Genomic DNA, 26,988 nt, shown 5'->3' with positions numbered 1-26,988 from the left:
CCCGCGGAAAATCTTACGTGTACGCTTCATCCCGCTACCGGATCGCGACTTTGCGCAGCCGCAGCGCGTTGCTGACCACCGAGACGGAGCTGCAGCTCATGGCCGCGGCGGCAATGATCGGGTTGAGCAGCACCTTGAATACGGGGTAGAGAATTCCGGCCGCGACCGGTACGCCGGCAGCGTTATAGACCAGCGCGAAAAAGAGGTTCTGGCGGATATTGCGCATGACCTTGCGGCTGAGCCTGAACGCGCGCTCGATTCCGCGCAGATCGCCCTTCACGAGAGTCACGCCCGCACTTTCGATCGCCACGTCCGTACCGCCGCCCATGGCGATGCCCACGTCCGCGGCCGCGAGCGCCGGCGCGTCGTTGATCCCGTCGCCGGCCATCGCCACACGCCGCCCGGCCTCCTTGAGGCGCTTGATCTGATCATGCTTGTCTTCGGGCGCCACGCCCGCCACGACGTCGTCGATGCCGAGTTCTGCGGCCACCGCCTTTGCCGTGCGCTCCTGGTCTCCAGTGACCATGATCAGCCGGATGCCCAGCCGGTGAAGCGCCTCCACCGCCTGCGGCGTGGTCTCCTTGAGGCGATCGGCGACCGCAAGCCAGCCTGCGGCTTTTCCGTCCAGGGCCAGGTACACCGCCGTCGCACCCTGCGATTCGGCCTCGCCGGCCTGTCCGGTAAGCGCGTCCACCCCGGACGCGCCGCGGTCTTTCAGAAACGACGCCCGCCCCACGAGCACCTCGCGCCCATCCACCGTTCCGCGCACGCCGCCACCCGAAACGGCTTCGAACGAATCCGCCGCGGCGAGTTCGAGCCCTTTCTCCCGTGCGGCTTCGACGAGTGCGGCGGCGAGCGGATGTTCGCTGCCCTGTTCGAGCGAGGCGGCGAGACGCAGGATTTCGTCTTCATCCCCCTCCCCCGCGGGCACACAGCGCTGAAGTCCGGGGCGGCCTTCGGTGAGCGTACCGGTCTTGTCGACGATCAGCGTATCGACGCGCTCCAGCGCTTCGAGCTGTTCGGCATCCCTGAAGAGCACCCCTTCGCTCGCGCCGCGCCCGACGCCGACCATGATCGACATCGGGGTCGCAAGTCCCAGCGCGCAGGGGCAGGCGATAATGAGCACGGAGACCGCCGCCGCGAGGGCATGGGCGAGTCGCGGCTCCGGCCCGGCGAGCGACCAGACGATAAAGGCGATCACCGCGACCGCCACCACCGCCGGAACAAACCATGACGCCACCGAATCGGCGACGCGCTGGATCGGGGCGCGGCTGCGCTGTGCCGCGCTCACCATATCGACGATCTGGGAGAGGACGGTTTCGGATCCCACCTTCTCGGCGGTCATGATGAACGACCCCCTGCTGTTCAGCGTCCCGCCGGTCACCCGGTCGCCGGGCTCCTTGCCCGCAGGCATCGGCTCACCCGTGATCATCGACTCGTCGACCGAACTCGTGCCCTCCGCGACCGTGCCGTCCACGGGGACCTTCTCGCCGGGACGCACGCGAAGCCGGTCGCCTTTTTCGACCTGATCGAGCGGGACCTCCTGCTCTTCGCCGTCGCGGATGACCCGGGCGCGTTCAGGGGCCAGTTCGAGTAATTCACGCACCGCCGCCCCGGTGCGCTTGCGGGCGCGCAGCTCCATCACCTGTCCGATCAGTACGAGTACGGTGATCATCGCCGCCGCCTCGAAATACACGACGACATGTCCTTCTTCCCGGAAAGAGGGCGGGAAGAGCTGCGGCGCGATAACCGCGGCCACGCTGTACAGGTAAGCCGCTCCGGTTCCCAGTGAGATCAGCGTGAACATGTTCAGCGAACCGTGCCTCAGGGCCTTCCATGCCCGCACGAAAAAGATGCTTCCGCATCCGGCCACCACGGGCGTGGCGAGCACGAGTTGGATCCAGCGCGACCAGGTTTCGGGAACCCAGCGCCCGATCGGCACGCCGGGCATCATCGACCCCATCGCCAGGATGAAAACCGGAAGTCCGAATACCAGCGAGACCCGAAAACGGCGGTTCATCTCCTTCAGTTCGGGATCTTCCCCTTCCCGGCCTGTGCCCGCGCCCGGGCTCTCCGGCTCGAGCGCCATGCCGCAGTGCGGGCACTGGCCGGGTCCTTCCTGTCGTACCCCCTCACACATCGGACAGATATAGATTCGTCTGTCTTCGCTCATGGTCTGCCTCCTCGCTGCAGTGCGGACTTCATATAGGTGAGCACTTCGCCGGTGTCGGAGAGGTCGGCGAAAACGCGGTCGGCGCCGGCGGCGCGCAGCGAGTCGGGATCGACCCGCCCGGTCCCCACGGCGACGGCGATCAGACCGTGCGCCCGGGCCGCGGCGATATCGCTCGGAGTGTCGCCGACGAGACAACCGGCTCGAAACGTTCCCATCCTGCGCAGGCCCCGGCGGGCGATCTCGATGCGGTCGGCGTGATCGCAGCCGAACCCTCCCCGTTCGAAATATCGTCCGAGACCGGCGCAACGGAGCTTGATGCGCGCCGCCGGCTCGACGTTCCCCGTGACCAGGCCCAGCACGAAGCGGGCATCCGTATGGAGGGCCTCGAGCAGTTTGTGCACGCCGGGAAACACCCGCGGCGGATGCGATTGAAGTTCGATCTCGAGCAGCTCGGGCAGCAGGCGGAAAAAGCGGTCCTCTTCGGAATCCCCGGACTCGAGCCCGTGCAGTTCGAGCAGGTGTTCGAGCATGGCGCGGTCGGTGGCGCCGGAAAAGCTCACGCCTTCGAGATGGCCCGGCATCCCGTAGACCTCGCGCATGGCGCGGGCATAGGCGCGTCTGCCCGCACCCCCGGAATCGAGCAGCGTTCCGTCGATATCGAACAGGATCGCATATTCGGGTTTCGTCACGGCCGCACCTCGCTCGGAGCTACTCCATAAACCTTTTTGAACACGCGCGAAAAATAGTAGGGATCCGAAAATCCCACGGCGTAGGCCGCCTCCTTCACCGAACCCTCCTCCCGCTGCAGGACGTCGAACGCACGCGCAATGCGCTCGCGGTGCACCAGTTCGGTCGGGGTCATGCCGAGGTGACGCCGGAAGAGCTGGTTGACGTACTGCGGCGTCACATGGAACCGCGCGGCCAGGTCGTCCCGGCCGATGCGTTCCGTGCAGTGTTCACGCACGTACTGCATCATGCCATGCATCCGTTCCGGGAATACGCCGCACGATCCCCGCTCCCACCGCACCGCGAGACGTATCATCAACTCGCGGGCGATCGTTTCGCACAGCAGCATCCGGCGAGGTTCCGTTCCGGTGAAGGTGCGCGTGCAGCGATGAAAGAGTCCGGGAAGTTCCGCATCGACCGCGGTGTACCGCTCCGGCCAAGGCTGCGGCCGGTATCCCCCGGAAGACCAGGTGAGATCGCGTACGAACTCGGCGTGAACACAATCCAGACGCCCCCCCTCCGAATCCATCACCAGCCGGTGCATCTCCTGCGGATACAGGGTCACCACGCCGCCGGGTTCCGCCACGAAGTCGCCTTCGGGGACATCCACCCGCAGCCTCCCCTCGGCCACGTGGATGAATTCGAAATCGGGAATCCTCCGCGGCCCCCAGGACGTCCCCGCCGCCGGCCGGATCGACCACGCGATACGCACCCGCGGCCGGTAGTCCTCCGGAGATACTGTAATCTGACTTGCGTCCATCAATGTCTCATTAGGCTCCATGTACCGCCTGAAACCGCATAGTACCATCTTACTCCTCAATATGCGAACCGGAGAGACGACCGCAAACCGGACAGGGAGGACTGCATGAATCATCGCCGGAACATACAGGACGTGCTGCACTACAGGGACGCCGAATCGCTGCCGCTGCTTCATTTCGGATACTGGACGCCGGAGACCCTGCAGAAATGGGCGGACGAGGGGCACATTACACAGGCGGAAGCGGACGGGTGGTACGACGGAGGGCCCGCGGATCTTTCGATCGCATCCAAACTGGGGTTCGACGCCAACTGGTTTTCGGTCTTCAATTACAACGCGACACTGACGGATCCCTTCCCCAGGGAGGTGATCGAGGATCTGCCGGACGGATCGAGGAAGGTGCGCAATCCGGCGGGGGTTATCGAACTGGAGAAAGCCGGAACCGGCGGGATCCCCATGGAGTTCGATCATCTGCTCAAGAACCGCCGCTCGTGGGAGGAGCACTACAAGCCGCGGCTGCAGTTCGCCGGGGATCAGATCCAGCACGCGCCGGTCAATGTCCACGGCGAGGTGCGCCCTTTCGGCGAGGGCGGTCTGGATTATCTGCGCGACGACGGCCGGGATCAGCACTACGGCCTGTTCTGCGGCAGTCTGCTCGGGGACATTCGCAACTGGATCGGCATGCAGAACCTGGCCTATATGCAGGTGGACGACGAAGCCCTGCTGCGGGAGATCATCGACACCGTCGCGGAGCGGCACTACCGCGCGACCGAATATATCCTCCGTCAGGGCGCCGTCTTCGACTTCGGCCACTTCTGGGAGGACATCTGTTTCAAAAACGGCCCGCTGGTCTCGCCGGCGATGTTCGAGGAATTCGTCGGCCCCCACTACAAGAGGATCACCGGACTGTTGAACGCGCACGGCATCGACATCGTCTCCGTGGATTGCGACGGCTGCATCGATGCGCTCATTGCGACCTGGCTCGAAAACGGCGTCAACACGATGTTTCCGATCGAAGTCGGTACATGGAACGCGAGCATTGGGCCCTGGCGGGAACAGTACGGAAGGGAACTCCGCGGGGTGGGCGGCATGAACAAGACCGTGTTCGCCCGCGACCGCGCCGCGGTCGACGACGAGATCGAGCGGCTGAAACCGCTCGTCGGACTCGGCGGCTACCTTCCGTGTCCCGATCACCGGCTGGCGCCCGACGCGGAGTGGGACCTGGTCCGGTATTACTGCGACCGCATGCGGACGACGTTCGGCTGACCTGACTTCAACATGCCCCGAAAACGGCGGACGGCCTTCTGCGGTCCAGCAGAATCCCTACCCTCACGCATGGGTTCGGCCTGCGTCTCCTGGGTAGGGCGTGATCTCCGAGCGCGCCGGGTGTGCGGACGGCCCGGAGGTCCGTCCCTACCTTCACGCACGCAGCAGTTCTCATTATGGCCGCATTCCGACCGCGGACGGCGTGGCAGCCGTCCCTCCCGAGTCGATATCCGACGCATTTTCGGGCACTGGGAGGGTCGGGTGCCACCCCGACCGAAAAGGGTGAAGCCATAATGAGAATCGCTGTCACGCACGGGTTCGGCCTGCACCTCTTGGTAGGGCGTGATCTCTCCGCCTTCGGCCCTTTATGCCTTCGGCGGACAGGCTAAGCGCGCCGGGTGTGCGGACGGCCCGGAGGTCCGTCGCTACCCTCACGCACGGGTTCAGTACGAGTACGATAGTCCCCCGGGTGTCCCCGAGTGGAACTCAGGAGCGGGACCTGGTCCGGTATTACTGCGACCGCATGCGGGCGACGTTCGGCTGAGGTTTTCCGCCGGGGCTCAGGTCCGCAGGCGCGGGTCGAGCGCGTCGCGCAGGGCGTCGCCCAGCAGGTTGAACGCGAGCACCAGCAGGAAGATCGCCAGCGTGACGAAGGTCATCTCCCACCACACCCCCTGCCAGAGGCGCAGGCGGGCGCTGCTGATCATGATGCCCCACGAGGGCTCGCTCTCCGCGCCGATTCCGAGAAAGCTCATGAAGACCTCGGTACCCACCGCCGCCGGGAACCGCAGCGTGAACGTCACGATCACCACGTGCAGCACGTTGGGCAGGATATGGCGGAAGACGATTCTGAGCGGATGCATTCCGAGGGCCTGCGCCGCCGTGACGTAGGGCTGGGCCTTATGCTTGATCACCTCCCCGCGGATCAGGCGGCAGAGGCTGACCCAGGTGGTCAGCCCGATCCCCAGGTAGACCCCCAGCAGGCCTTTGCCGACCACCATCGCGATGGCGAGAATAAAAAGGAGCCCGGGAATCGCCGCGAACGTCGAGTACAGCCAGACCACGAAGTCGTCCACTCGGCCCCCGAAATACCCGGCGATGCAGCCGAGCACGACGCCGATGGGGATGGCGATCAGCGAGGTGATGATTCCGACGTGGTAGGCGATGCGCGTGCCCTGCACCAGCCGCTGCAGGACATCGCGCCCGAGGCCGTCGGTACCCATCCAGTGTTCCGGCCCCGGCGGCTGGTACGTCCGGTCCATGTGCGCCGTGCGGTAGGCGGGCGTCGTATCGGTCCATTCGTAATACTGGTAGACCGCCTCCCCGTAGAGCGCCAGCAGCGTGTAGACCGCCACCACGGCCAGGCAGACCATGGCGATGCGGTTGCGCCGGAGCCTCCGCCACGCCTCCGCCCAGAGCGAAGTGCCTCCGGAGGTCTCCGGGCCGTTCCCGCCGTGTGGTGAAGTGTGCTCCACGTGCATCCGTCCTTATCGAAGTTTCACGCGCGGATCGACCCACGCGTAGCAGATATCCGTCAACAGGTTCGCCACGACGAACATGATCGCACCCAGCAGGACGAGGGCGCGCATCACGTCGACGTCCGAGGAATTGATCGCGTTGACCCCGAGATACCCCAGTCCCGGGATGCCGAAAAAACTCTCCAGCAGCAGGCTTCCGGTGTAGAGGAACGGGATCGCGATGACCACGTTGGTAATGATCGGCACCATCGCGTTCTTGAGCACGTGGGTGAAGAGGATGCGCGTTCTGGACACGCCCTTCGCGCGGGCCGTGCGGACGTAATCGCGGTACATCTCGTCCAGCACCACCGTCCGGTAGAAGCGCAGGTTCATCCCCAGGCTGCTGATGACGCCGATCAGTACGGGAAGGAGGAGGTAACGCCACGACTCAAACCCCCAGACCGGAAACCATCCGAGCCGGTAGGCAAAAACGTACTGGCCGGCGACGATCCAGACCAGGTAGTTCACGCTCATCAGGGCGACGGCGAGGACGACGAAAAATCGATCGACCCACGTGTCGCGGAAAAACGCGCACAGGAGGGCGAGTACGACGGAGACGACCAGTCCGGCGAGAAAGATCGGCACGGTCAGCATCAGCGAGGGACCGATACCGTTGAGCAGTAATGTGGAGACCTTCTCCTTCATGCTGAGCGAGGTACCGAAATCGAGGCGGAGAATCTGGCCCAGGTAGTAGACAAACTGCGAGTCGAACGGGTGAGGCATCATCCGACGCAGACGGATCGACCGGAACTCCAGCGCGCGGCCGGCCGTACGCACGATCTGCGGGTCGCTCCCGGCGCAGCGGATGCGCGCGCGCTCCCATTCTCCGGAGCGCAGTTCCCGGCCGCAGAAATGCGCGGGATGGCCGGTCCCCTCCTCCAGGCGGTATTCCACGCGCCACTCGTACTCCGTGTCCGGGCGCAGTTCGAACGCGAGGGGAAGCTCGTAGCTGCCGCTCTGTTCGAGCCGGATCACGCCGCCCTCCCCGCCGCGGTACGAGACGTCGTCGACCTCCCGCCAGGGCCCGGCGCGGGTCTCGAACCGCGTGTCCTCGTACGCCCGGGTCCCGGTGCGCCATCCGAAAATCAGCGGCTTGTTGAATCCGCGCTGCTCATCGAACTCCTCCAGCATTTTCCCGGAGACGTTCTTGCCGAGCGTCATCGCCGCGGGACTCCCGCCGACCACGTTGAACAGGATGAACGTGATCAGGATGACCCCGAACACCGTCGGGATCATCTGCAGGACTCTTCTGACAATGTATTTCAACACCTCTTACTCTCAGGTCTAAGGCTTCCCTCTCCCTCTTACTCTGACTCTGACTCTGACTCTGACTCTGATTCTGACTCTGAGGTTTCCCACTCTTACTCAGGTCTCAGGTTTCAGGTTTCTCACTCAGGCTTCCCTCTCCCTCTTACTCTGACTCTGATTCTGACTCTGAGGTTTCCCACTCTTACTCAGGTCTCAGGTTTCAGGTTTCTCACTCAGGTTTCCCCCCTCCCCCTCCCTCTTACTCAGGTCTCAGGTTTCAGGTTTCTCACTCAGGTTTCCCCCTCCCTCTTACTCTGATTCTGATTCTGATTCTGACTCTGATCCTGCTTCCCCTTCTTCCCCGGCTCCCGTCTCCACGCTCAGTCCCATTCTCTCTTCGCCGTACGTTCGTCTCCACCGGCTGAACTGCGACATATCGATCCGGCGGTACTTGCCCATGCCGTACGGGAAGTCGTGCGGTTTATAGTTCCGCACCCAGGAATGGACGAGCGCGTAGCTCATCGGCTGATGCATGAAAATCCAGGGGGAATCCTCGATCACGATTGCGGCCATCCGCCTGCAGATCTCCGTGCGTTCGTCCGAGGGCATCATGGTCCGGATGCGCTCATAGAGGCGGTCGAACTGGGGGTTGCGGTAATTGGCATGATTGGGTCCGGGCGAGCGGTTGGGGCCGTAGAAGAGCTGGAAAAAGTTCTCGGCGTCGGGATAGTCGGCGACCCATCCGAGCCGGAAGAGCTGGGCCTGGCCGCGGTTGAGTTTATCCATGAAGGTGGGCCAGTTGTTATAGCTCGGGGAGATCCGGATCCCGATGCGGTCCATGAAGTGCGCGAACAACTCGACGGACTGGCGGGTATCGCCCGCCGCGGCCGCGCCGACCTCGAGGTTCAGCTCCAGTCTGCGGCCGGTCTCGGGATCGACGCCCTCCGGATAGCCCGCTTCGGCGATCAGCCGCCTGGCTTTCTCGAGGTTGAACGCGTAGGGGCCGGGTTTCGCGCGGCTTCCCGCCAGGGGCTCGGGGATGGGGCCGTAGGCGGGGGCGATACGGTTGTTGTAAAAGCGCGTCCATTCCTCGTGGTCGAAGGCGCAGGCCATGGCCTGACGCAGTTTACGGCGGCGCGCATCGATGCGCGGGTCCGGGTGGGAGCCGACGACGGGGTCGTCCATGTTGAATCCGATATAGAAGAGATCGAGCGTGGGGCTGGAGACCATGTCGACGCCGCGTTCGCGGAGCACTCCGCCAAGTTCTTTTTCGGGCGTGACCACGGCATCCCAGTTATCGCGCGAGATGCCGCTCAGGCTGAACTGGCCGGCGAGAAACATCATCCACTGCGTGGTGGAATCCTCGACGACGAACTGCACGATACGGTCGAGGAAGGGAAGACGCTCACCCGCGTCTGCGAGCAGCCCGGCGCGGCGGTCGGCGGGCGACCCTTCGGAGGGATAGCGTTCCACGCGCCCGTCTCCGGTCCACGCCGGGTTACGCACGAACTCGACACGATAGTTGCGCTTCCAGCTGTCGAGCACGAACGGGCCGGTGCCAACGGGATGGTTCAGGAATTCGTCCCCGTAATACTCCACCGCCTCGCGCGGCACGGCGAAGGCGTAGTGCATGGCGAGAATCCAGAGCAGCTGCGGATAGGGTTCGAGCAGTTCGAAGCGCAGCGTGTAGCGTCCGGGGGCGGTCAATCCCTCCACCTCGCGGTCGTAATCCGTAGGCTGCTCGCCCTTCGAGGCCTCGCGGAAAGCGTCGAGCCCCCGGATCCGGCCCTGGAATGCCCAGTATCCGGGGGAAGCGTTCTTGACGTCCGCCACGCGCTTGATCGAGTAGACGAAGTCCTGCGCGGTCAGCTCGCGCCCCTTTCCGTCCGTCTCCGCAAAACACGGATCGTCCTGGAAGCGGATCCCCTCGCGGACCCTGAACGTGTAGGTCAGGCCGTCCTCCGAGACCTCGGGCATCGAGCGCGCCAGCAGCGGCCTGACGCGGTAGGGACGGTCGAGATAGGCGTACTGGAGCAGGCCCTCGTAGATGCGAGCGATCGCCATCGACGACGCCACGTCGCCGGAGCGCACGGGGTCGAAGCCCTGGATGCGCACGGTGGGGCCGTACAGGACCTGCTCGCCGGTATCTTCGGGCACCAGCGGATCCGAACCGCAGCCCGTCAGCAGGAGAGCCAGCACCGCCGCCAGCACGGGGACCGCCTGCAGCGGAGTGAAACCGGAACGGCGGTACGCGGGCTCATGCTCCATGAGCGACAGTCCTCCGGGATTGAACTCACTCGGCGGGAACGGCGGCGTCTTCGGGCAGCTCGAGGTCCTCCGGACTGGCCTTCTCCACCTCGCGCACCTCGCCGCGGGTCTCTTCGGCCGGTCCCATCACCGAGGAACTGCCGCCCCCGGTGAAAAGCAGGCCGAGCACGACCGTATTCACGAGGAAGAAGATCGCAAGGTAGACGGTCCACTTCGTGAGGACGTTGCCCGCGCGCGCGCCGAAGAACGATTCTCCGGCCGTGCCGCCGAACGCCACCCCGAGCCCCTGTCCTTTCGACTTCTGAAGCAGGATCAGCGTGATCAGCATCACGCTGCAGAGGGCTTCGAGCACGATCAGCAAAATGCGCAGCATCTGCATAGCAGTTTAACCTCCGGGCCGCCTCACATGGCGGCTTTGACGATGTCCGTAAACGAGCGCGCGTCGAGCGCGGCCCCTCCGATGAGGCCGCCGTCGATATCCTCGCACGCGAAGAGTTCCGCGGCATTATTCGGCTTCACGCTACCGCCGTACTGGATGCGCACGGACTGGGCGACGGTGTCGTTCGACTTCTCCACGAGCAGCGTGCGGATCAGGGCGTGCACTTCCTGGGCCTGCTCCGCGGACGCCGTCCGTCCCGTCCCGATGGCCCAGACCGGTTCGTAGGCGATCACGACCCGCCGCAGGTCGTCGGGATCCACGTCCGCGAGCCCCTGCCGCACCTGGCGCGTCACGACGTCCGCGGTCTCGTCCGCATCACGCTGCTCCAGGGTTTCGCCGACGCACATGATCGGCCGCAGGTTGTTCTCGAGGGCCGCCTTGAGCTTGCGGTTGACGCTTTCGTCGGTCTCGCCGAAGTACGCGCGCCGTTCGCTGTGGCCGAGAATCACGTAGCGGCAGTAGAATTCCTTCAGCATCGCGGGCGAGACCTCGCCCGTGTAGGCCCCTTCACGCTCCCAGTACATATTCTGCGCGCCCAGCGCGATCTGGGTTTCCGAGATCCGGTCGCTGACCGGCTTGAGCGCGGTAAACGGCGGGCAGACCACCACTTCCACTTCCTGGCACTCCGCCAGGTCGATCTTGAGGGCATCGACCAGGTCCGCGGCCTCGGCCACGGTTTTATTCATCTTCCAGTTCCCCGCCACAATCATCTTCCGCATGGCAAACTCCTTCGTCCTGTTACGACGCGCGATGCCGTCATGCATGGTTCCGCATCGCGCTTTCCCGGCACGTCTCCGGCGCTCACTTGTTCGAGAGGGCCGCGATGCCGGGCAGTTCCTTACCTTCCATGAATTCGAGCGAAGCGCCGCCGCCGGTGCTGACATGGCTCATCCGGTCGGCCATGCCGCTCTTCCGGACCGCGCTTACGCTGTCGCCGCCGCCGATAATGCTCGTGCAGTCGGCCCCGGCCACCGCGCGGCAGATCGCATACGTGCCTTCGGCGAAGGGCTCCATCTCGAAACAGCCCATCGGGCCGTTCCAGACGACGGTCTTCGCGCCGCCGATTTCTTCCGCGTACTGGCGGACCGTGTCCGGGCCGATATCCAGGGCCATCCAGCCCTCCTCGATCGAATCGCCGACCGTCTTCGTGTTCGCCCCGGCGTCGAACTTGTCGGCGACCACGTTATCGACCGGCAGCATGAGCTTGACGCCCCCGCTTTCCGCCCGCTTCAGGATCTCTTTCGCCAGTTCGAGTTTCTCCTCTTCAACGAGCGAATTTCCGATCGGTTTGCCCATCGCCTTGTAGAAGGTATAGGCCATACCGCCGCCGATCAGTACGGCGTCCACGCGGTCGAGCAGGTTGGTGATCACATCGATTTTGCCGCTGATCTTGGCCCCGCCGATCACGGCGACGAACGGCTTTTCGGGATTCGCCAGCGCGCCCCCGAGGTACTCGATCTCCTTTTCCATCAGGAAGCCCGCCGCGGCGCGGTCGAAGAATTCGTTCACGACCGCGGTCGAGGCGTGTCTGCGGTGGGCGGTGCCGAAGGCGTCGTTCACGTAGACCTCGCCCCAGGCGGCCAGCTTGCGCGCGAATTCGCGCTGCTCTTCGGGGGTGGACTTCTTGCCCTCTTCTTCGGGGTAGAAGCGGACATTCTCGAGCACGAGAACCCGGCCCGGCTCGAGCCCGTCGACCAGGGCCTTGACCTCGTCCCCTATGCAGTCGGGCGCGAACTGCACCTCGGCGTCGAGCAGCTCGCCGAGCCGGTCGGCGGCCGGTTTGAGCGTGAACTCGGGATTCCGTTCCCCCTTGGGACGGCCGAGATGGCTCATCAGCACAACCGACGCTCCCTGTTCGAGGGCGTGCGTGATACTCGGGAGCGCCGCCTGAATGCGGGTATCGTCCCCGACCTTCCCGTCCTTGACGGGCACGTTGAAATCGACGCGCATCAGCACGCGCTTGCCCTTCAGGTCCAGGTCTCTGATCGAAAGTTTGTTCATCGTCTCCTCCTCTGCGCTGATTCGTATCCCTCTCCTGGAAAAACCGGTCGGCCACTCTACCCGCTTCCGGCGCGGAGAGTCAACCGCGAGGGGCGGTTCACCAGCAATTCTCATTAGGGCTTCACCCTTTTCGGTCGGGGTGGCACCCGACCCTCCCAATGCCCGAAAAGGCGTCGGATCTCGACTCGGGAGGGACGGCTGCCACGCCGTCCGCGGTCGGAATGCGGCCATAATGAGAACTGCCGGCGGTTCACTCCGGATCCGCCTTGAACCCGATGCCGCGCAGTTTACCGGCGAGGCCGGGGGGGTCGTCGCGCAGCCGGACCCGGGTGTTAAAGAACTCGCGCCGGCGGTCGTATTCGCGGCGCAGGCGGTCGAAACAGGACCCCCGCTGGGCGTCGTCCGGCAGGGCATACTCGCGCAGGGTCGCGTCGTCGCGTGCGATGTCGTAGACGCTCCGCACCGCTTCGGCGAGCACGTCCTCCCGATCCCGGCCCCGGGTCTCCAGCTCCAGCCTCGGCTGCGGGGGATCGGGCACGAATTCGACCACCGGCCAGCAGGCGGAGCGCTCGAAGAAGCGGCAGGCGGCGTGGTAACAGGCGACCGTTCCGTTGAGGGCGCCCTCCCAGGAGTATCCCGCGATGTGCGGCGTGCCCAGCTCCGCGCGTTCGAGCAGACCGAGCGGGATCTCCGGTTCGGGATCCCAGACGTCCAGTACCGCGTATTCGACGATCCCGTTGTCCAGGGCGCAGGTCAGCGCCTCGGGATCGACCACCTCGCCGCGGCAGGTATTGATGAAGATCGAGCCGGGTCTCATGTTTTCAAAGAACGGACAGCGGGCGAGCCCCCGGGTCGGCCAGGGTTTCTCGTCCGTGAGCGGGACATGGAGCGTGACGATCTCCGACCGGGCCAGCACCTCGTCGAGCGGACGGAATCCGCCGTACCGCTGCGGATCCACCCGGGCCGAGAAGTCGGGCGTCCGCGCCATGGCCTCCAGCGGCGGGTCGTTGATCAGGACCCTCATGCCCAGCGCCTCGGCCTTTTCCGCGACCCGGCTGCCCACTTCACCGACCCCTACGATTCCGATCGACCGTCCTTCGAGCACGATCCCGTGCCGGTGATGGAGTTCGAGCAGCGCGGCCACGAGGTACTCGGCCACGCTGTTCGCGTTGCAGCCCGGCGCGGCGCACCAGGCGATCTCGCTGCGGTCGAGGTAGCGGGTGTCGAGATGATCAAATCCCGCCGTCGCCGTGCCTACGAAACGCACCGGGGACTCGGCGAGCAGCCGTTCATGGACCCGCGTTTTGGAGCGGATAATGAGCGCGTCCGCATCCTTGAGATGATACGGGGCGATTTCGCGGTCGGGCACGACCTGAACCTCACCCAGGGTGCTGAAGGCCTCCTCGCCCAGCAGGACGGTTTCTGCGACCACGATATTCATGGCCACATAGTAGGGACGTGGTGTACAACGGGCAAGAATGGACCTGAGGAATCAGAGTGGATCCATCCTGGCCCTGCGCACGCGGCGCGAGCACGCCGGGGCGCTGGCGGAAACGCTGCGCGCGCGCTTTGAGCTGGAACCGGTGGAGGTTGGAGTTCCGGAGTCGCCCTGCGTCTTTCTGGAGCTGTATCTACCCGACGGAGCCGCCGCCGAACGGATCGCGGCGGCGGCCGCGGATCTTCCCGGAATCCTAAAATCCTCCGTGCGACATTACGAAGCCCGCGACTGGGCGGAGAGCTGGAAGCACCACTTCCGGGCCGCCGACATCGGCCGCCGGCTGAGGGTCGCGCCGCCGTGGGAGGCCGGAAGCGGCCCGGCGGAGCGTATCGAGGTGATCGTCAACCCCGGCCTCAGTTTCGGCACGGGACTCCATTTCACTACGAGGTTCTGCCTCGAATCGCTCGAGGACGCCGCCGCGCGCTTCCCGGGCTGCGGCTTTGCCGATCTGGGAACCGGGAGCGGCGTGCTGGCCGTGGCGGCCGCCAGACTCGGTTTCCGGCCCGTGCTGGGAACCGACTACGATCCGCAATGCATCGAATCGGCCCGCGACAACGCGGCCCGCAACGGCGTCGAACGCGCCCTCGCCCTGCAGGTCCACGAACTGGGCCGGGACGGGCCGCTGCCCCGGCACGAGGTGGTGTGCGCCAATATTCTCTCGTCCGTACTCCTCCGCTGCGCGCCGCAGCTCAAGGCCCTGACCGGCAGCCTGCTCATCCTGAGCGGCATACGGGAAGAGGAAATCGACCGCGTATCCGCCGCCTTCTACGCCCTCGGCGCGCAGGAGGAAGTGCGCGACGGCGACGGCCGGTGGGCGGGGCTGATCATGCGCTTCTGACCGCCGCCGATTCGGGGGGAAAGGTGCCGCTGACTTCCCTCTTGTCGGTCGCCCCGGTTTGCGATACAAACACACGCCGACGTGCGGGAGTAATTCAGTGGTAGAATGTCAGCTTCCCAAGCTGAACGTCGCCGGTTCGATCCCGGTCTCCCGCTCCACTGCTCTCATACTCGCCCATAGACGAAGACCGTGTCCTCCGTCATATGTTTGTAGTGCATGAGACGACGGCGAGTCCGGCCGTTCTCGCCAAACCCTGCCGCATCAAGCGTCTCGGCGAGTTTGTCTATATCCACTTTGCCGGGATGCGAATCGATTGAAGGATTCACGAGCAGTAGGCCGTGCGGGACAAGCACGCGCGATACCGCACTCAAAAAACCGGCCCAGTCTCCAAGGTGCTGGAGCACATCAAACACGAGAACCACATCGCAGGAATCCGATTCAAAGCGGTCAAGATGCTCTTCGCCACCCGTTTTGACGAATTCCATCCGGTCTTCGAGGTTGGCGCGGCGGGCCCGCGAGCGAACGGAGCGCAGGTGGATCCCGCTCCTGTCGACCGCCAGCACACGTCCCTTTTCACCCGTTACGCGAGCAGCCGGAATCGCATAGCTACCGATGCCGCACCCAAAATCCAGTACGGTGTCTCCCTCTTTAACCCCCAACTCTCTGAGAAAGGCCGGCCCCGAATGATCGAGCCAGTCCCGAATCTCGCGATTCCTTTTCAACGTGCACCCCATGATCATGGTTCCATTTCTGCCCAGGAGAGTTCCGTTCACACTCCGCAGTGAAGCGGGAACGTGAGCCGCATTGTGGAGCGCGCGGCCGTGATGATCAAGCGCAGCCGCCCGGGGGCGCATCCGGGTCCCGCCGGCCGCTGAAGGGACGTAGACGCGTGAAAATAACGGCCCTGGCCCGCTGCGCGGACCTGCGGGCCTACTGCGAACGCAAGAGAAACCGCCGGCGTCTTTACCGCTTGAACACAGCACTCGCATTCTGTTAATAACGCACTCTCATGATGAACACCATCCGCATGACGGTGGTCGTCGACAACACCACGGCGCGTGAGGATCTTAAGACCGAACACGGTCTGTCGGTGTGGTTTGAAGGCGGCGATCATCCCGTATTGTTCGATACGGGACAGGGGGATGCGCTCAAAGGCAACGCCGCTGCGCTCAATATCGACCTCGCTGCAGCGCAGTCGGTCGTGCTCAGCCACGGTCATGCCGATCATACCGGAGGGCTCTCGCATGCGCTGAAGCGGGCGCGCGGGGCACAGGTCTACATGCATCCGGACGCGCTGGCGCCGAAGTTCTCCCTGCGCGGCGGGACACCGCACAATATAGGGCTGCCGGAGTCCGCGCGCCGGGCGCTGATGGATAACGGGGCAAACTGGATATCGACCATGCGGCCGCGGAAGGTCGCTCCGGGCATCTACGCAACCGGGCAGATCCCGCGTGAGACCGGTTTCGAGGCTTCGGACGGGGTATTCTTTCACGATGCGGCCGGCCAGCGCATGGACCGCGTACTCGATGATCAGGCGCTGTTTGCGGTCACCCCGGAAGGTCTGATCGTACTCATGGGCTGTGCGCACGCCGGGGTGATCAATACGCTGCGTTATGTCCGGAGAATCACCGGGAACAAACCGGTGCTCGGGGCGTTCGGCGGCATTCATCTCCGGCATGCGAAAGAGGATCAGATCGATCGCACCATGGAGGCCCTGGGCGAGTTCGAGCCCCGCTATCTCGGGTTCAATCACTGCACGGGCGACCGCGCCGCGGAAAAGATCCGCGACGCCTTTCCCGATGCATGGATCGAATTCAATGCCGGCAGCCGGGTGGAGATCGAGGTTCCGGCGGGCGTGATCGGGGCGGGAGCCTGAACGGCGGGGAAGCGGGCTCAGCCTGCGGTATTCAGGTAGCGGTCCACCAGCGGACGGATCGTGGCGTCCACATATCCCGACCAGGCCGCCGAGATTTCACGCCACTTATGCAGGGGGGCGGCGGAGGCGTCGAGAAGGTCCGAAATAAACGCCGCCGGATCATCGGGAGCGCCTTCGACGGTCACGGCCGTAACCTTGCCGCGAGAGCGGTCGCTGCCCAGGCTCTTGTCCGCCTCTTCACGGTCTCCGTGTTCGTCCAGCACATCGTCCGCGACCTGGTAGGCGGTGCCCAGCCGGTATCCGCTCTCGCGCAGCGCCCCGGACAGCTCGCGGTTGCATCCCCCGCATGCCTCGGCGGCGAAGGCGAAGAGTGCGCCGGTCTTGCGGCGCGCGAAATCCAGGCTCCGCTCCCAGCGGCCGGTCCCGCCGCGGAATACCAGTTCCTGCGCCGCCTCCGCCTCGCAGACCTCCGTGCCGAATCCGATCATCAGACCGGCCAGGCGCCCGTTCGAGACCGGACGCAACAGGCTGAGGGCGCGGAAGACGAGCCAGTCGCCGAGGAGCACGGCCCCGTTCACGCCGTACCCGGTCCAGAACGAGGGGGCGCCTCGTCGAATCCGGCCGCCGTCGATCACATCGTCGTGCAGCAGACTCGCGGCGTGGACGAGTTCGACCGCCGCCGCGGCGCGCCGCTGCACCTCGGGTTCCACCCCGGTGGCGGGGCCGAGTGCGAGCACGAGTTTCGCGCGAAGTCTCTTGCCTCCGGAGACCAGCCCGCCGGCTTCGCGAATCAGGGCATCCAGCTCGCCGCCCTCCAGCGCCTCCGCGATCGCGGCATCCACTTCCTTGAGATCTGGCATGACTGACCTTGTACCCTGAATGCGGCTCGTATTAAAGCACCGTTATGCCGCCTCGCCCGCTTCTTTGCGTCTGCGCCAGAGAAGCTGAACGATCATCAGCAGGTTGCTGGTCGTCCAGTACAGCACGAGGCCGGACGGCATCGGGTAGAGGATGAACAGCAGCATGACCGGCATGAACATCATCATCTTCTGCTGCTGCGGGTCGCCGGCCGTGGGGGTGAGCTTCTGCTGCAGGAACATGGTGCCCGCCATGACGAGCGGGAGAATGTTCAACGCGATCGGCAGCGCGTCGGCGAAAAGGTTCTCCGGCTCGCTGAGGTCGGCGACCCAGAGGAAGGATGCGAAGCGGAGTTCGATCGCGCTGCGCAGCACCCAGAACAGTGCGATGAACACCGGAATCTGGATCAGCATGGGAAGGCAGCCGCCCATCGGATTGACCTTGTGCTCCTTGTACAGGGCCATCAGCTCCTGCTGCATCTTCTGGGGGTTGTCCTTGTGCTTCTCGCGGATCTCCTTCATGAGCGGCTGGATCTTCTGCATCCGCTTCATGCTCTCCGTACTCTTGTGGGTCACCGGCCAGAAGATGATGCGCACCAGCATGGTCAGCAGGATGATGGCGACCCCGTAGTTCGGAAGCACGGCGTGGATGCCGTTGAGCACCTTGAGCAGCGGGCGGCCGATGAACCGGAACCAGCCGAGTTCCATGACCCGGTCCTGATGCGCGCCCAGATCCTGCAGAATCTTCAGTTTTTTCGGACCCACGTAATAGCGGTGTTCCAGCTCCAGCGGCTCGCCGGCGCTGAGGACCACGGGATCGAACCGGGCGGCCACGGCCAGGCGGTCTACCGTGTCGTCGGCGGACTCGGGGTCGCGCCGCGCCTCGATGCGCATGCCGCGCGTCGTGTCCGCTTCGGGATTGAGGATCTGAACAAAGAACTTGTTCTTCGCAGCCACCCAGTCGACCGGCCCCGCCCAGTCCTCCGGCTGCCGGACCAGTTCGAGGGGATGCCCCTCCTTCTTGAACCACTTCGAGATCTTGCGGTCCCACCGCTTCACGCCGTTCGCCGAGGAGTAGGCGTCGACCGAGAGATACACCATGCCGCGCATACTGGACACGTGCGGCGGGTTGCTCATCCCGCCGGTGCGGAGCGCGCGTTCGGGGAGTTCGATCGCCTCGTCGCCCCGATTGACGAACCGGTCGATCACGCTCAGCTGGTAATCGCCGACGATCTCGACCGTGCGCTCGAAGACGAGTCCCGAGTCCCACCGATGCGCAAACTTCACGGCGTCCCCCGACGCGTCGACTATCTCCAGGCTGCCGTCTTCCCCGAGGCCCGAGAGTCCCTCGTAGACCAGAGCGGGATGGTCGGCGAAATTCAGGCGTACGGGCCCGCTGCCCTCTTCGGGCGTACTGCGGTACTCGGGCAGTACCGCTTCGCGGATGCCGCCGCCCCGGCTGGTCAGCACGAGACCGAATTTCTCGCCCGAGATCTCCACCGTGCGTTCCGGCGCGGCGCTCCGCCCGTCCGGTTCGGGAACCGGCTGCGGGGCGCTTTCGAGTTCGGGCGCGGAGGACCCCGCCGCGGGTTCCGCGGGTTCCGCCGGGATTCCGCCCGGTTCATCCCCTTCCCGCGGCGCGGCACGGTCGGCGGCGACCTCCCGCGCCGGTTCCGTATCCTCCGGGAACATCGGGGCCAGGACCGTGCGGTCGATCATCTGCCACGAGATGAGCAGCAGGAAGAGCACGCCCAGTATGATCCAGTCCTTACGATCGAGATTCATGGGGCCTCGCTTGGTTGTCCGGCGGGAGAGCGCCGCGGGGGCGGCGGCCAATCGACCCCTCCCGGGTGAAATGGATGACATTTGAGCAGACGGAGTGCGGTGAGTGCGAGGCCGCGTCCCGCGCCATGTATGCGCACGGCCTGTTCACAGTATTCGGAGCAGGACGGGTGGAACCGGCAGCTCGGCGCGAACCAGCCGGAAATTCCTTTCCGGTACAGGCGCACGAGGCAGAGAACCGTTGCGCGGAACGCTGTGCTCAGTCGCTTCATGTCACTATTCCGTAATCGCCCGTCGCGCCTCTTCGCATCGTTGCGCATCGAGCAGCCCGCTGCGCCGGGCGAGTTTGAGCAGTTCGCCGACCACTTCCGGCCAGGGGGCGTCCACGACCCGGCGCCGGGCCACGATCAGCACATCGTCCGGGCGGATAAAATACGCGCGGCTCCGGCGAAACGCCTCGCGTATCCTGCGCTTCGCCCGGTTTCTGCGCACCGCGTCTCCGACCTTGCGGCTGGCAATCACGCCGAGACGCGAACGCGCGTCCGGCGCCCTCCGAACCCAGAGCACCATCAGCCGCCCCACCTGGCAGCGATCCTGATCAAACGTCTCCCTGAAAAGGGCGGACGACCGCATGCGCATGGATACCGGCAGCGACTGCGCGGGAGGGGAGGGTTCCGCCTTCCGGCTCTCGGAGCGCTTGCCGTCATCCGGTTCGGCCATGGAATGCTCCGGTCGGCGCGGATCAGACCGTCAGGCGCTTGCGCCCCTTGCGGCGACGGCGCTGAAGCACCTTGCGGCCGTCCTCCGTGGACATCCGCTTGCGAAACCCGTGCTTGCGGGCCCGCTTGATGCGCGAAGGCTGATACGTACGTTTCATCGCTCTCTTCCCTGTTCGAAATCCGGCTCGTTATTCTGAAAAGACCGCACAGACTAGCACCCTGAGGTGTGCTGTCAAATGAAATGAAATCGTACAAAATCCCTGCAGGGGGACGACCACGGATGCGGGTTTATAACCCGGATCGAAATCGATGCTTCACCACGGAGCCAGTAGAGAACATAATCCGACCCTTACGGGAGCGGCGGACACCATGAAACGGATCATCAAAGCTGGAGCGGGCATCCCCGGAGTGCTGCTCGTCCTGTTCGGCGCTCCGTTACTGGGGGCGATGCTGGCAGGCCATCCGCCCGCACGTTACCTGGAATTTCCGCCGCTGACCCGGTACGTGGAGCATCCGGGATTCCGGCCCGCCGTCTTCTTTCCGCTTTCCGCCGTCGCCCTCCTGCTGGTCGGCTGCGCGGGGGCGATCCCCTTCCGCCACCGGAAAAGCACTGCCTTCTTTGCCCCTCCGCGGGGACGCTGGCCCGTCTGGGGCTGGTCGGGACTCATCCTGGTCGCGGTCTTCTGGTGGCTGGGATGGACCCGCTTCGCGTGGTTTGAGCCGCTGCGGCCCTACGCCTTCCCTCTGCTCTGGGCCGGGTACATCCTGACCGCGAACGCACTGGTCGAGCGCCGGGCGGGTCACTGTCCGCTGACGGAGCACACGGGGCGCTATCTCCTGCTTTTTCCGGCGAGCGCGGTCTTCTGGTGGTATTTCGAATACCTGAACCGTTTTGTCCAGAACTGGCATTACGTGGGGGTCGAGCGCTTCGGCGCCGTTGAATACACGTTATTCGCGACGCTGTCGTTTTCGACGGTGTTGCCGGCCGTGACGGCGACGGCGGCGCTTCTGAAGACCGTACCGGGGCTGACGGCGGGCTACGAACGGCTGCCGCCCCTCCCCGTCCCCCCGAAACGTGTCACGGCGTGGGGCTGCGGAATCATCGGGGTCGCCGGGCTGGCGGGGGTCGGCGCCCTGCCCGTGGTCTTCTTCCCGCTGCTCTGGCTCGCCCCGCTGTTTTTCCTGATCGCCGCCGCCGCGGCGCGCGGGCGTCCCACCCCGTTTCACGGACTGGAGCGCGGCGACGGCCGTTTCGCGGTCCGCTGGGCGCTCGCCGCGTTATGCTGCGGGTTTTTCTGGGAGCTGTGGAATTACGGGAGCGATCCGAAGTGGATCTATCTCATTCCCTGGGTAGACGCCGTGCCCGTCTTCGAAATGCCGATCCTCGGTTATCTCGGCTATCTGCCCTTCGGACTCGAATGCGCCGCGGTCGTTACGGCCTGCGGACTCAGAACGGAGCGGCCGAACCGATGCGGGTATTGATGGCGGCCTCGGCGATCGAGCGGCCGTCGCGCAGTTTCGGAATGCGCCGTTCGCGCCAGACGCGCCGCTTGGTGGTCGCCAGCAGCCGGTAGCGGGGCAGAAAGAACAGCGCCCTGTCGAGAAGGTCGGCGAGCATGAACAGCGGCATGCCGAGCAGCGATACCAGCCGCACCTTCTGGTAGCGGTAGAACTGGGACTGATCGTCCTCCTGAGGACGGAAGCAGTCCGCCGCACCCCCGAGCCGGAGCAGCCCCGTCGCGAGCGCACCAAGCAGCTCGACAAAAAACCCCGAATAGCGGTCGATGCCCGGAACGTCGAATCCGTCCTTCAGGAGGTCGAAGAGATGGTGGGCCGTGTATCCCGCGCGCCCCCCGCCCTCGCCTCCGCGGCGTTCGCCCAGCAGCACCCGCCAGCAGTGCATCAGCGAAAAACGCCGCGCGTGGCGCACGTCGAGAATGAGCCGCCCGTCGGTCTGCAGCACCCGGTGGCATTCCCGGATAAAGGCCGACTCGTCCTCCACCCATTCGAGCGCGCCGTCGACGACCACCAGCTCGAAACTTCCGTCATCGAAAGGAAGCCCTCCGCCGGGCGACCACTCTCCGGCCGGACCGCCCGTCACGCAGTCGAGGGACCTCAACGCGTCCGGGCCGATGCCCACGTGATGCCAGTCGCCGCCGGTCTGGCGCAACCGGACGGCGAGGCCCGCGTCGCCCATCCCGATTTCGAGCGCCGAGCGGTTGGTCGCCGTGCCCACGGCCTCGCAGAGACGCCCGGCCCGGATCCTCCGCCGCACGGAGGTCCGCAGCAGCTTCTCCTGCCACTGAACCATCTGGCGGCGATTCTGATCGTCGAACTCTTTCATAGGCACACGGAATCGGTCCACAACACCTTAACGCGACGACATTAAACCGCTTTCCCGCGAAAAGCAAAAACAGAGTGAGCCTGCCGGTGCGGCTATTTGAGCCCGCGGATCCAGAGCCGCCGCATGGTATCTCCGGCGGGGAACATGGCGACGACGGGCGTTTCGTGATTGCGGTCGACGCGCACCCGTTTCTGCTCAAACACCCCGTTTTTGAGCAGCGTGGCGGTCTCCCAGCGATCATCCCCCAGCTCGCGGCTTTCAAACACCAGGTCGATGCGCTGCACGCCGTCGTCGTCCGCGGAAATCTCGACGATACGATCCGCGAATTCCAGCCTGAGCGGTTCTCCGCCCTCCCATTCCGCATGCAGCTGGAACCGGCGGTAATCTCCCGTCGTCGTAAAGGCTGCCGTGCCCTTATTCTTCGCGGGCAGTCTTCTCCAGCCCTCGCCCGGGGCAGCCCGCGCGTCCGACGGCGGAGCCCCGTCTTTTGGGGGTGTCACCACGGGCGGTGCGGGCTGCCGGGGGCTGTTAATCGCGTACTCGCGCCGTTCGGGGGCCGCGCGCATGCGGCGGAGGTCGATCGCCGTCATGGCCGCGTTCGTGTCGGGTTCATGCCCGATCACCCAGATATCACGGAACCGCACCGGGTTGTTATGGTTCTGAAGCAGGATCCGCCCCTCGCGGGGATGGGGACGATACTCGACGAACTTGATTTTCTTCTCGCCCTCCTTGCGCACCCGGATCTTTCCGTAGAGCACGGCGTCGTGGTGGATCACGATCCCGTTGTGCAGGGCCGTGATGCGCGCGGGCCTCGCTACAGCCCCGTCCGCGTCGAACGCCGGCGCGTCGAAAAGAATGTCGTAGGCCTGCCAGCGGTCCTGCGGGAGGCAGGCATTCACCTGCGGGGCGTACTGGCCGTAGATCGCGCCCGCCTGCCCGTCCGGATAGGTCTGGTTCTCGTAGCTGTTGAGCACCTGAATCTCGTAGCCGCCGGGGAGAAACACGCCGCTGTTGCCGCGCTTCTGCCCGCGCACATCGGGCGGGTCCTGCGGCGGCCTCCACTCCACATGAAACTGACAGTCGGCGAATGGGTCTTTCGTGGTCAGCGGCTTGCGCTTCTCCTTGTCCTCCGGGACATGAACTTCCATGGCTTCGCCGACCCGTTTCCAGCCGCCGGGATTGTTCCACTTCGCGAAGCCGGTGCCGTCGAACAGCACTTCGGCCTGTTCCGGCGCGGACCATGATGCGGGAGCGGCCAGTGCGGCGAGAAGCAACCCCTGGAGCAGCATTGAACCTTTCACAGAATCCTCCTTCAACTGGCGATACAACCTATACGATGCCGGATTTGAAAACCACCTCTTCTTATTTCGATTTCCGGGCACGACAGACCTCGGGTTCCGGTGAGCGCGACGGCTCAGGGGGTATTCAGGGCGCGAAGTTCAGGCGGAATCGGGCGCAGTTTGCGCGCGCGGTAATCGAACACGGCCATGACGGTCCGGGCGCGGGCGACCTCGCGTCCGCCGGCGGCGGAGACGCGGTACACGAAGTCGAATCGTGCCCGGCGGAGATGATCCACGGCGATACTTACGGTGAGGCGATCGTCGAGGAAGACCTCGCCGCTGTAGCGCACGTGGGCCTCGGTCATGATCAGGCCGGCTCCGCCGCCGACGTCGGCCTCCGCAAGCCCGTGCTCCCGCAGAAAACGCTCGCGGGCCTCCTGCAGGTAGGCCAGAAAGACCACATTTCCGACGTGTCCGCCGTAATTGAGATCGGTCACTCTCACCTCGACCTCCATACTCCAGGCCCACTCCTCCGGAATATCCCACCGGTCTCCGCTCATCAGACCGTCCTTCATCTTTCTTCACCTAAAGATTGATTCCCGTCCCGGCCGCCGATACGGTATCGCCTCCGTATCGCAGACCATTTGAAGAAGGAGCTATCATGAAGGTCAGAAGGAAGATGCGCAAGAAGCCGATGCGCCGGCCGATCAAGTCGGCTCGCGAACGTCGGCGCCGTCTCAAGGACCAGCGCAGACGCCTGGTGGAACTAGGGATGAGCGAAGAGGACGTCGCCCGTCTCAACAACGCGGAAATCCGCGAACGGCTGCGCCGTCCTGCCGAAGTGGAAAAACAGGCCGGCTCCTGACGCCATGCCGACGACCCTTTCCGGTGAAGATCGGAACCTCGTGCTGGTCGGGTTCATGGGAACCGGCAAGAGCACGGTCGGGCGCATCCTCGCCGCGCGGCTGGATCGGCCGCTGATGGACATGGACGAGATGATCGAGCACCGCGCGGGCAAACCAATCACCGCGATCTTCGCCGAGGACGGAGAACCGGCATTCCGCGCCATGGAACGCGAGCTGGTACGCGAGCTCTCCCGGCGCGGGGGACAGCTTATCTCCGCCGGCGGCGGCGTGGTGCTGGACGAGGAAAACATGCGCGATTTCTCCGCAAGCGGACTCGTGGTGTGTCTGCAGGCCGATGCCGACGAAATTCTGAGGCGCGTGCAGGCGGAGGAACACCGTCCGCTTCTTTCCGGCGATAAGCGCAGGCAGATTGAGACCCGGCTCAGGGAACGCGCGCCCTTCTACGACGCCGTACCGTTCCGGATCGATACCACGAACCGGTCGCCGGAAGAAGTGGCCGGACGGATACTCGAGCGCTACCGGGACGCGTCCCGGGGCGCGAACGCATGACGGGAGAAGACGATGAGCAAGCACCGCCCCACGCCCGAGGAAGATCAGCAGAGGCAGCACCACCAGGAAGTCAACGCCCAGCACGAACTCGAGCAGCACGAAGTGCAGGAAGTGCTCAACTTCCTGAAACGCTACGGGCGCACCATCACCGCGGTGGCCGCCGCGCTGGCCATCGCCTTCATGGCTTTTCAGTTCTTCCGCGTTCGCGCCCGGAAGATGGAACGCGCAGCCCAAACGACGCTGGTGAACGGGACCGGGATTCAGGACTGGCAGCGCGTGGCGGAGGATTACCCCGACACGGGCGCGGCGCCGCTCGCCGGACTGGCCATCGCACGCGAGCACTACAATAACGGGTCCGTCGATCAGGCCCGCGAGTGGTACAACCGCTTCCTGGAGAAGCATCCCGACCACGAACTCGCGCCGGTCGGCGAGATGGGGCTGGCGCACTGCATGGAGGCCGACGGGGACTACGAGGCGGCGGCCGAACGCTACGGGCAGCTCGCGGACCGCTTCCCCGAACACTATATCGCGCCGCTCTGTCTGCTGGGCCGCGGCCGGTGTTTCGAGGAACTCGGGCGGCTCGATCAGGCCCGCGACGCCTACCGGAAACTCAGGGACCACCCGGACTTCGAGGCCGACTGGGGCGCCCGCGCCGAAGCGGAACTGATGCGGCTGGACGATTAGCGGAGCCAACCGATCCCCGCCTACTCCCCGTCGACCGGCTCATCCCCGCGTCCGGTTTCCTGCAGCACCGCGAAGCGGGCCTTCTTGTAGGCCCCGGGGAACAGGCGGCGCAGCTCGGTGTCGTCCTGCTCAAAACGCTCGCGCTCTTCGTCGTACGCCGACCGCGAATACCGGACGAGTTCCTCAAACTGCGACGACTCGAGGTCGCGGACCACGAAGAGCAGCTCTTCTTCGGTAGAGTCATGGACATCAAAGAGCAGTTCTTTACGGTCGGGGGGCATGCGCGAGATGTTCTTCGTGTAGATCAGGTACTTGAGGTACTCCACAACGCGTTCGTCGTAGCCCTCCTCCAGCAGGAACACCCGCTCGATCAGCTCGTTGCGCGAAAGGACGAGCTGCGGGCGCGGCGGGCGTTCGTGAGGCTGCGCGGCCTGATCCGATTTCTCCAGCGACTGCTCGTACTGCCGCTCCAGTTCGTTGAGATCCTGCCCGTGCAGGGGGATCCAGTGGACCACGATCGCGCGGGGGCGATCGAGGTAGAGCACCGGGCGGTCGATGCGGAAACCGTAGCTGCACGAGGGGCATTCGGCGAAGTTGAACCGGTTGGCGAGGATCTGCTCGCGGACATCGGGGTCCCGATCCGCTTCGGCGAGATCCCGGACTTCGGTCTGCCATTCGTGACCGCATTCCGGACATTGTATCGTGTATTGCTCTTCAGACATCCATTCACCACCCGTTGCGAACGACGCGGTCGGCGTCGAAGCGGTTCTCCGGTTCCGGACGCTCCGCGGGGTAGCCCAGCGGGAAGAGCGCGAACGGCTCCAGCGTCCCGGGCACGTTCAGCACGCGGCGGCAGCCTTCGACGCGCGGGGGTATCGCGATGAGCGCGATCCAGACCGTGCCGAGCCCCTGATCGTGCGCTGCGAGCTGAAGATTCTGGGCCGCACAGGCGCAGTCCTGCGGCCAGAACCCCGGGATCTGCTCCCGGCTCTCGTCGCCGCAGATCAGTATCGCCGCCTGCGCCTCGCGAAAGAGGTCGTTCCCCTCGTCCACCGCATCCGCGAGCGCATCGAGCTTCGCGCGGTCGTCGATAACGGAGAACTGCCAGGGCCTGGCATCGGCCGCCGACGGCGCGTTCATCGCCGCGGACAGGAGTTTCGTGAGTAGTTCGTCCGGCACGGCCCGCGGTTCAAACCGCCGGACGCTGCGGCGGGTCATGACTGCTTCAAGCGTCTCCATCATCGCCTCCCCTTCATACGTGAATACGCAAATCGCATGTTCGCCATTGTGCACGTCGCGG

Annotated in this window: 28 protein-coding genes and 1 tRNA gene; 8 read left to right on the top strand and 21 right to left on the bottom strand. The window is 65.1% G+C overall.

The features are described 5' to 3' along the window. Positions 1-34: 34 nt before the first annotated feature. Genes L21SP4_RS02785 through L21SP4_RS02775 form a run of 3 tightly spaced genes read right to left on the bottom strand, consistent with a single transcriptional unit; the run spans position 35 to position 3,659 of the window. Positions 35-2,173, bottom strand: a complete 2,139-nt coding sequence (locus L21SP4_RS02785) for a copper-transporting P-type ATPase (protein ID WP_096335052.1) — start codon at positions 2,171-2,173, stop codon at positions 35-37. Beyond that, positions 2,170-2,862, bottom strand: a complete 693-nt coding sequence (locus L21SP4_RS02780) for an HAD family hydrolase (protein WP_052881231.1) — start codon at positions 2,860-2,862, stop codon at positions 2,170-2,172. The genes L21SP4_RS02785 and L21SP4_RS02780 overlap by 4 nt, the downstream gene beginning before the upstream one ends. Beyond that, positions 2,859-3,659, bottom strand: coding sequence for a helix-turn-helix transcriptional regulator (locus L21SP4_RS02775; RefSeq protein ID WP_052881230.1), 801 nt, complete (start codon positions 3,657-3,659; stop codon positions 2,859-2,861). The genes L21SP4_RS02780 and L21SP4_RS02775 overlap by 4 nt, the downstream gene beginning before the upstream one ends. Positions 3,660-3,764: 105 nt before the next feature. On the opposite strand from L21SP4_RS02775, the gene L21SP4_RS02770 reads away from it, so the two are divergent. Continuing rightward, complete coding sequence (locus L21SP4_RS02770; protein ID WP_052881229.1) at positions 3,765-4,922, top strand: uroporphyrinogen decarboxylase/cobalamine-independent methonine synthase family protein; 1,158 nt, start codon at positions 3,765-3,767, stop codon at positions 4,920-4,922. 560 nt (positions 4,923-5,482) lie between these two features. Here the strand turns inward: L21SP4_RS02770 and L21SP4_RS02765 are convergent. The 7 genes from L21SP4_RS02765 to L21SP4_RS02735 form a co-directional block, all read right to left on the bottom strand. Beyond that, positions 5,483-6,403, bottom strand: a complete 921-nt coding sequence (locus L21SP4_RS02765; protein ID WP_052881228.1) for an ABC transporter permease — start codon at positions 6,401-6,403, stop codon at positions 5,483-5,485. Between the two features lie 6 nt (positions 6,404-6,409). Further along, entirely contained in the window at positions 6,410-7,675 is a 1,266-nt protein-coding gene (locus L21SP4_RS02760) for an ABC transporter permease (protein ID WP_052881227.1), read from the bottom strand. A 321-nt stretch (positions 7,676-7,996) separates the two neighbouring features. Beyond that, a complete protein-coding gene (locus L21SP4_RS02755; protein ID WP_052881226.1) occupies positions 7,997-9,955 on the bottom strand; it encodes an ABC transporter substrate-binding protein in 1,959 nt (652 codons plus the stop codon). Positions 9,956-9,980: 25 nt separating this feature from the next. After that, positions 9,981-10,334, bottom strand: coding sequence for a preprotein translocase subunit SecG (gene secG, locus L21SP4_RS02750; protein WP_052881225.1), 354 nt, complete (start codon positions 10,332-10,334; stop codon positions 9,981-9,983). A gap of 23 nt (positions 10,335-10,357) precedes the next feature. Beyond that, positions 10,358-11,113 (bottom strand): triose-phosphate isomerase, encoded by a 756-nt coding sequence (gene tpiA / locus L21SP4_RS02745; RefSeq protein WP_052881224.1) that lies wholly within the window; start codon positions 11,111-11,113, stop codon positions 10,358-10,360. A gap of 82 nt (positions 11,114-11,195) precedes the next feature. Continuing rightward, positions 11,196-12,395 carry a phosphoglycerate kinase gene (locus tag L21SP4_RS02740; RefSeq protein ID WP_052881223.1) on the bottom strand — a complete coding sequence of 400 codons (1,200 nt, stop codon included), beginning with the start codon at positions 12,393-12,395 and terminating at the stop codon, positions 11,196-11,198. 250 nt (positions 12,396-12,645) lie between these two features. Then, the gene (locus L21SP4_RS02735; RefSeq protein ID WP_074041520.1) at positions 12,646-13,836 is read right to left on the bottom strand and encodes a 4-phosphoerythronate dehydrogenase; all 1,191 of its coding nucleotides are present in this window, start codon (positions 13,834-13,836) and stop codon (positions 12,646-12,648) included. Positions 13,837-13,873: 37 nt separating this feature from the next. Here L21SP4_RS02735 and L21SP4_RS02730 point away from each other — a divergent pair, with 37 nt between their 5' ends. Both L21SP4_RS02730 and L21SP4_RS02725 read left to right on the top strand, forming a co-directional pair. Next, complete coding sequence (locus L21SP4_RS02730; RefSeq protein WP_052881221.1) at positions 13,874-14,731, top strand: 50S ribosomal protein L11 methyltransferase; 858 nt, start codon at positions 13,874-13,876, stop codon at positions 14,729-14,731. Between the two features lie 83 nt (positions 14,732-14,814). Further along, positions 14,815-14,889 (top strand) — tRNA-Gly (locus tag L21SP4_RS02725). Positions 14,890-14,895: 6 nt separating this feature from the next. Here L21SP4_RS02725 and L21SP4_RS02720 read toward each other — a convergent pair. After that, on the bottom strand, positions 14,896-15,453 hold the full coding sequence (locus L21SP4_RS02720) for a class I SAM-dependent methyltransferase (RefSeq protein ID WP_160300646.1): 558 nt from the start codon (positions 15,451-15,453) through the stop codon (positions 14,896-14,898). Positions 15,454-15,740: 287 nt separating this feature from the next. Here L21SP4_RS02720 and L21SP4_RS02715 point away from each other — a divergent pair, with 287 nt between their 5' ends. Then, the gene (locus L21SP4_RS02715) at positions 15,741-16,607 is read left to right on the top strand and encodes an MBL fold metallo-hydrolase (protein ID WP_052881219.1); all 867 of its coding nucleotides are present in this window, start codon (positions 15,741-15,743) and stop codon (positions 16,605-16,607) included. Positions 16,608-16,624: 17 nt separating this feature from the next. Here L21SP4_RS02715 and L21SP4_RS02710 read toward each other — a convergent pair whose 3' ends face one another. The 5 genes from L21SP4_RS02710 to rpmH are packed head-to-tail and all read right to left on the bottom strand — an operon-like array spanning position 16,625 to position 20,123. After that, entirely contained in the window at positions 16,625-17,467 is an 843-nt protein-coding gene (locus L21SP4_RS02710; protein WP_082116471.1) for a polyprenyl synthetase family protein, read from the bottom strand. Positions 17,468-17,509: 42 nt separating this feature from the next. After that, the gene (yidC, locus tag L21SP4_RS02705; RefSeq protein ID WP_052881217.1) at positions 17,510-19,249 is read right to left on the bottom strand and encodes a membrane protein insertase YidC; all 1,740 of its coding nucleotides are present in this window, start codon (positions 19,247-19,249) and stop codon (positions 17,510-17,512) included. Beyond that, positions 19,246-19,518 carry a membrane protein insertion efficiency factor YidD gene (gene yidD, locus L21SP4_RS13375; protein ID WP_074041366.1) on the bottom strand — a complete coding sequence of 91 codons (273 nt, stop codon included), beginning with the start codon at positions 19,516-19,518 and terminating at the stop codon, positions 19,246-19,248. The genes yidC and yidD overlap by 4 nt, the downstream gene beginning before the upstream one ends. Before the next feature lie 4 nt (positions 19,519-19,522). After that, positions 19,523-19,966: a ribonuclease P protein component gene (gene rnpA, locus L21SP4_RS02700; protein WP_052881216.1), complete on the bottom strand. Its 444-nt coding sequence runs from the start codon at positions 19,964-19,966 to the stop codon at positions 19,523-19,525. Between the two features lie 22 nt (positions 19,967-19,988). Then, a complete protein-coding gene (gene rpmH, locus L21SP4_RS02695) occupies positions 19,989-20,123 on the bottom strand; it encodes a 50S ribosomal protein L34 (protein ID WP_052881215.1) in 135 nt (44 codons plus the stop codon). A gap of 211 nt (positions 20,124-20,334) precedes the next feature. Here rpmH and L21SP4_RS02690 point away from each other — a divergent pair, with 211 nt between their 5' ends. Next, complete coding sequence (locus L21SP4_RS02690) at positions 20,335-21,447, top strand: hypothetical protein (RefSeq protein ID WP_052881214.1); 1,113 nt, start codon at positions 20,335-20,337, stop codon at positions 21,445-21,447. On the opposite strand, the gene L21SP4_RS02685 is transcribed toward L21SP4_RS02690, so the two are convergent. The 3 genes from L21SP4_RS02685 to L21SP4_RS02675 form a co-directional block, all read right to left on the bottom strand. Next, a complete protein-coding gene (locus L21SP4_RS02685; protein WP_052881213.1) occupies positions 21,413-22,309 on the bottom strand; it encodes a class I SAM-dependent methyltransferase in 897 nt (298 codons plus the stop codon). The two genes, L21SP4_RS02690 and L21SP4_RS02685, sit on opposite strands and share 35 nt — an antisense overlap. Positions 22,310-22,401: 92 nt before the next feature. Further along, a complete protein-coding gene (locus tag L21SP4_RS02680; RefSeq protein ID WP_144413728.1) occupies positions 22,402-23,610 on the bottom strand; it encodes a 3-keto-disaccharide hydrolase in 1,209 nt (402 codons plus the stop codon). 113 nt (positions 23,611-23,723) lie between these two features. Further along, positions 23,724-24,164 carry an acyl-CoA thioesterase gene (locus L21SP4_RS02675; protein ID WP_201774672.1) on the bottom strand — a complete coding sequence of 147 codons (441 nt, stop codon included), beginning with the start codon at positions 24,162-24,164 and terminating at the stop codon, positions 23,724-23,726. Between the two features lie 86 nt (positions 24,165-24,250). Here L21SP4_RS02675 and L21SP4_RS02670 point away from each other — a divergent pair, with 86 nt between their 5' ends. From L21SP4_RS02670 to L21SP4_RS02660, 3 genes are read left to right on the top strand one after another with little or no spacing between them, the layout of a single operon-like run. Next, positions 24,251-24,454: a hypothetical protein gene (locus L21SP4_RS02670; RefSeq protein WP_052881211.1), complete on the top strand. Its 204-nt coding sequence runs from the start codon at positions 24,251-24,253 to the stop codon at positions 24,452-24,454. 4 nt (positions 24,455-24,458) lie between these two features. Continuing rightward, a complete protein-coding gene (locus L21SP4_RS02665) occupies positions 24,459-25,004 on the top strand; it encodes a shikimate kinase (RefSeq protein WP_052881210.1) in 546 nt (181 codons plus the stop codon). A gap of 12 nt (positions 25,005-25,016) precedes the next feature. Beyond that, the gene (locus L21SP4_RS02660; RefSeq protein ID WP_052881209.1) at positions 25,017-25,688 is read left to right on the top strand and encodes a tetratricopeptide repeat protein; all 672 of its coding nucleotides are present in this window, start codon (positions 25,017-25,019) and stop codon (positions 25,686-25,688) included. Between the two features lie 20 nt (positions 25,689-25,708). Here L21SP4_RS02660 and L21SP4_RS02655 read toward each other — a convergent pair whose 3' ends face one another. Further along, positions 25,709-26,410: a CpXC domain-containing protein gene (locus tag L21SP4_RS02655; protein WP_052881208.1), complete on the bottom strand. Its 702-nt coding sequence runs from the start codon at positions 26,408-26,410 to the stop codon at positions 25,709-25,711. A 4-nt stretch (positions 26,411-26,414) separates the two neighbouring features. Continuing rightward, positions 26,415-26,930 (bottom strand): nitroreductase family protein, encoded by a 516-nt coding sequence (locus L21SP4_RS02650; protein WP_201774671.1) that lies wholly within the window; start codon positions 26,928-26,930, stop codon positions 26,415-26,417. Positions 26,931-26,988 lie beyond the last annotated feature (58 nt).

Origin of the sequence: Kiritimatiella glycovorans, assembly GCF_001017655.1 — a bacterium.
Classification (GTDB): Bacteria; Verrucomicrobiota; Kiritimatiellia; order Kiritimatiellales; family Kiritimatiellaceae; genus Kiritimatiella; species Kiritimatiella glycovorans.
This window is presented reverse-complemented; position numbering and strand designations above follow the sequence as displayed.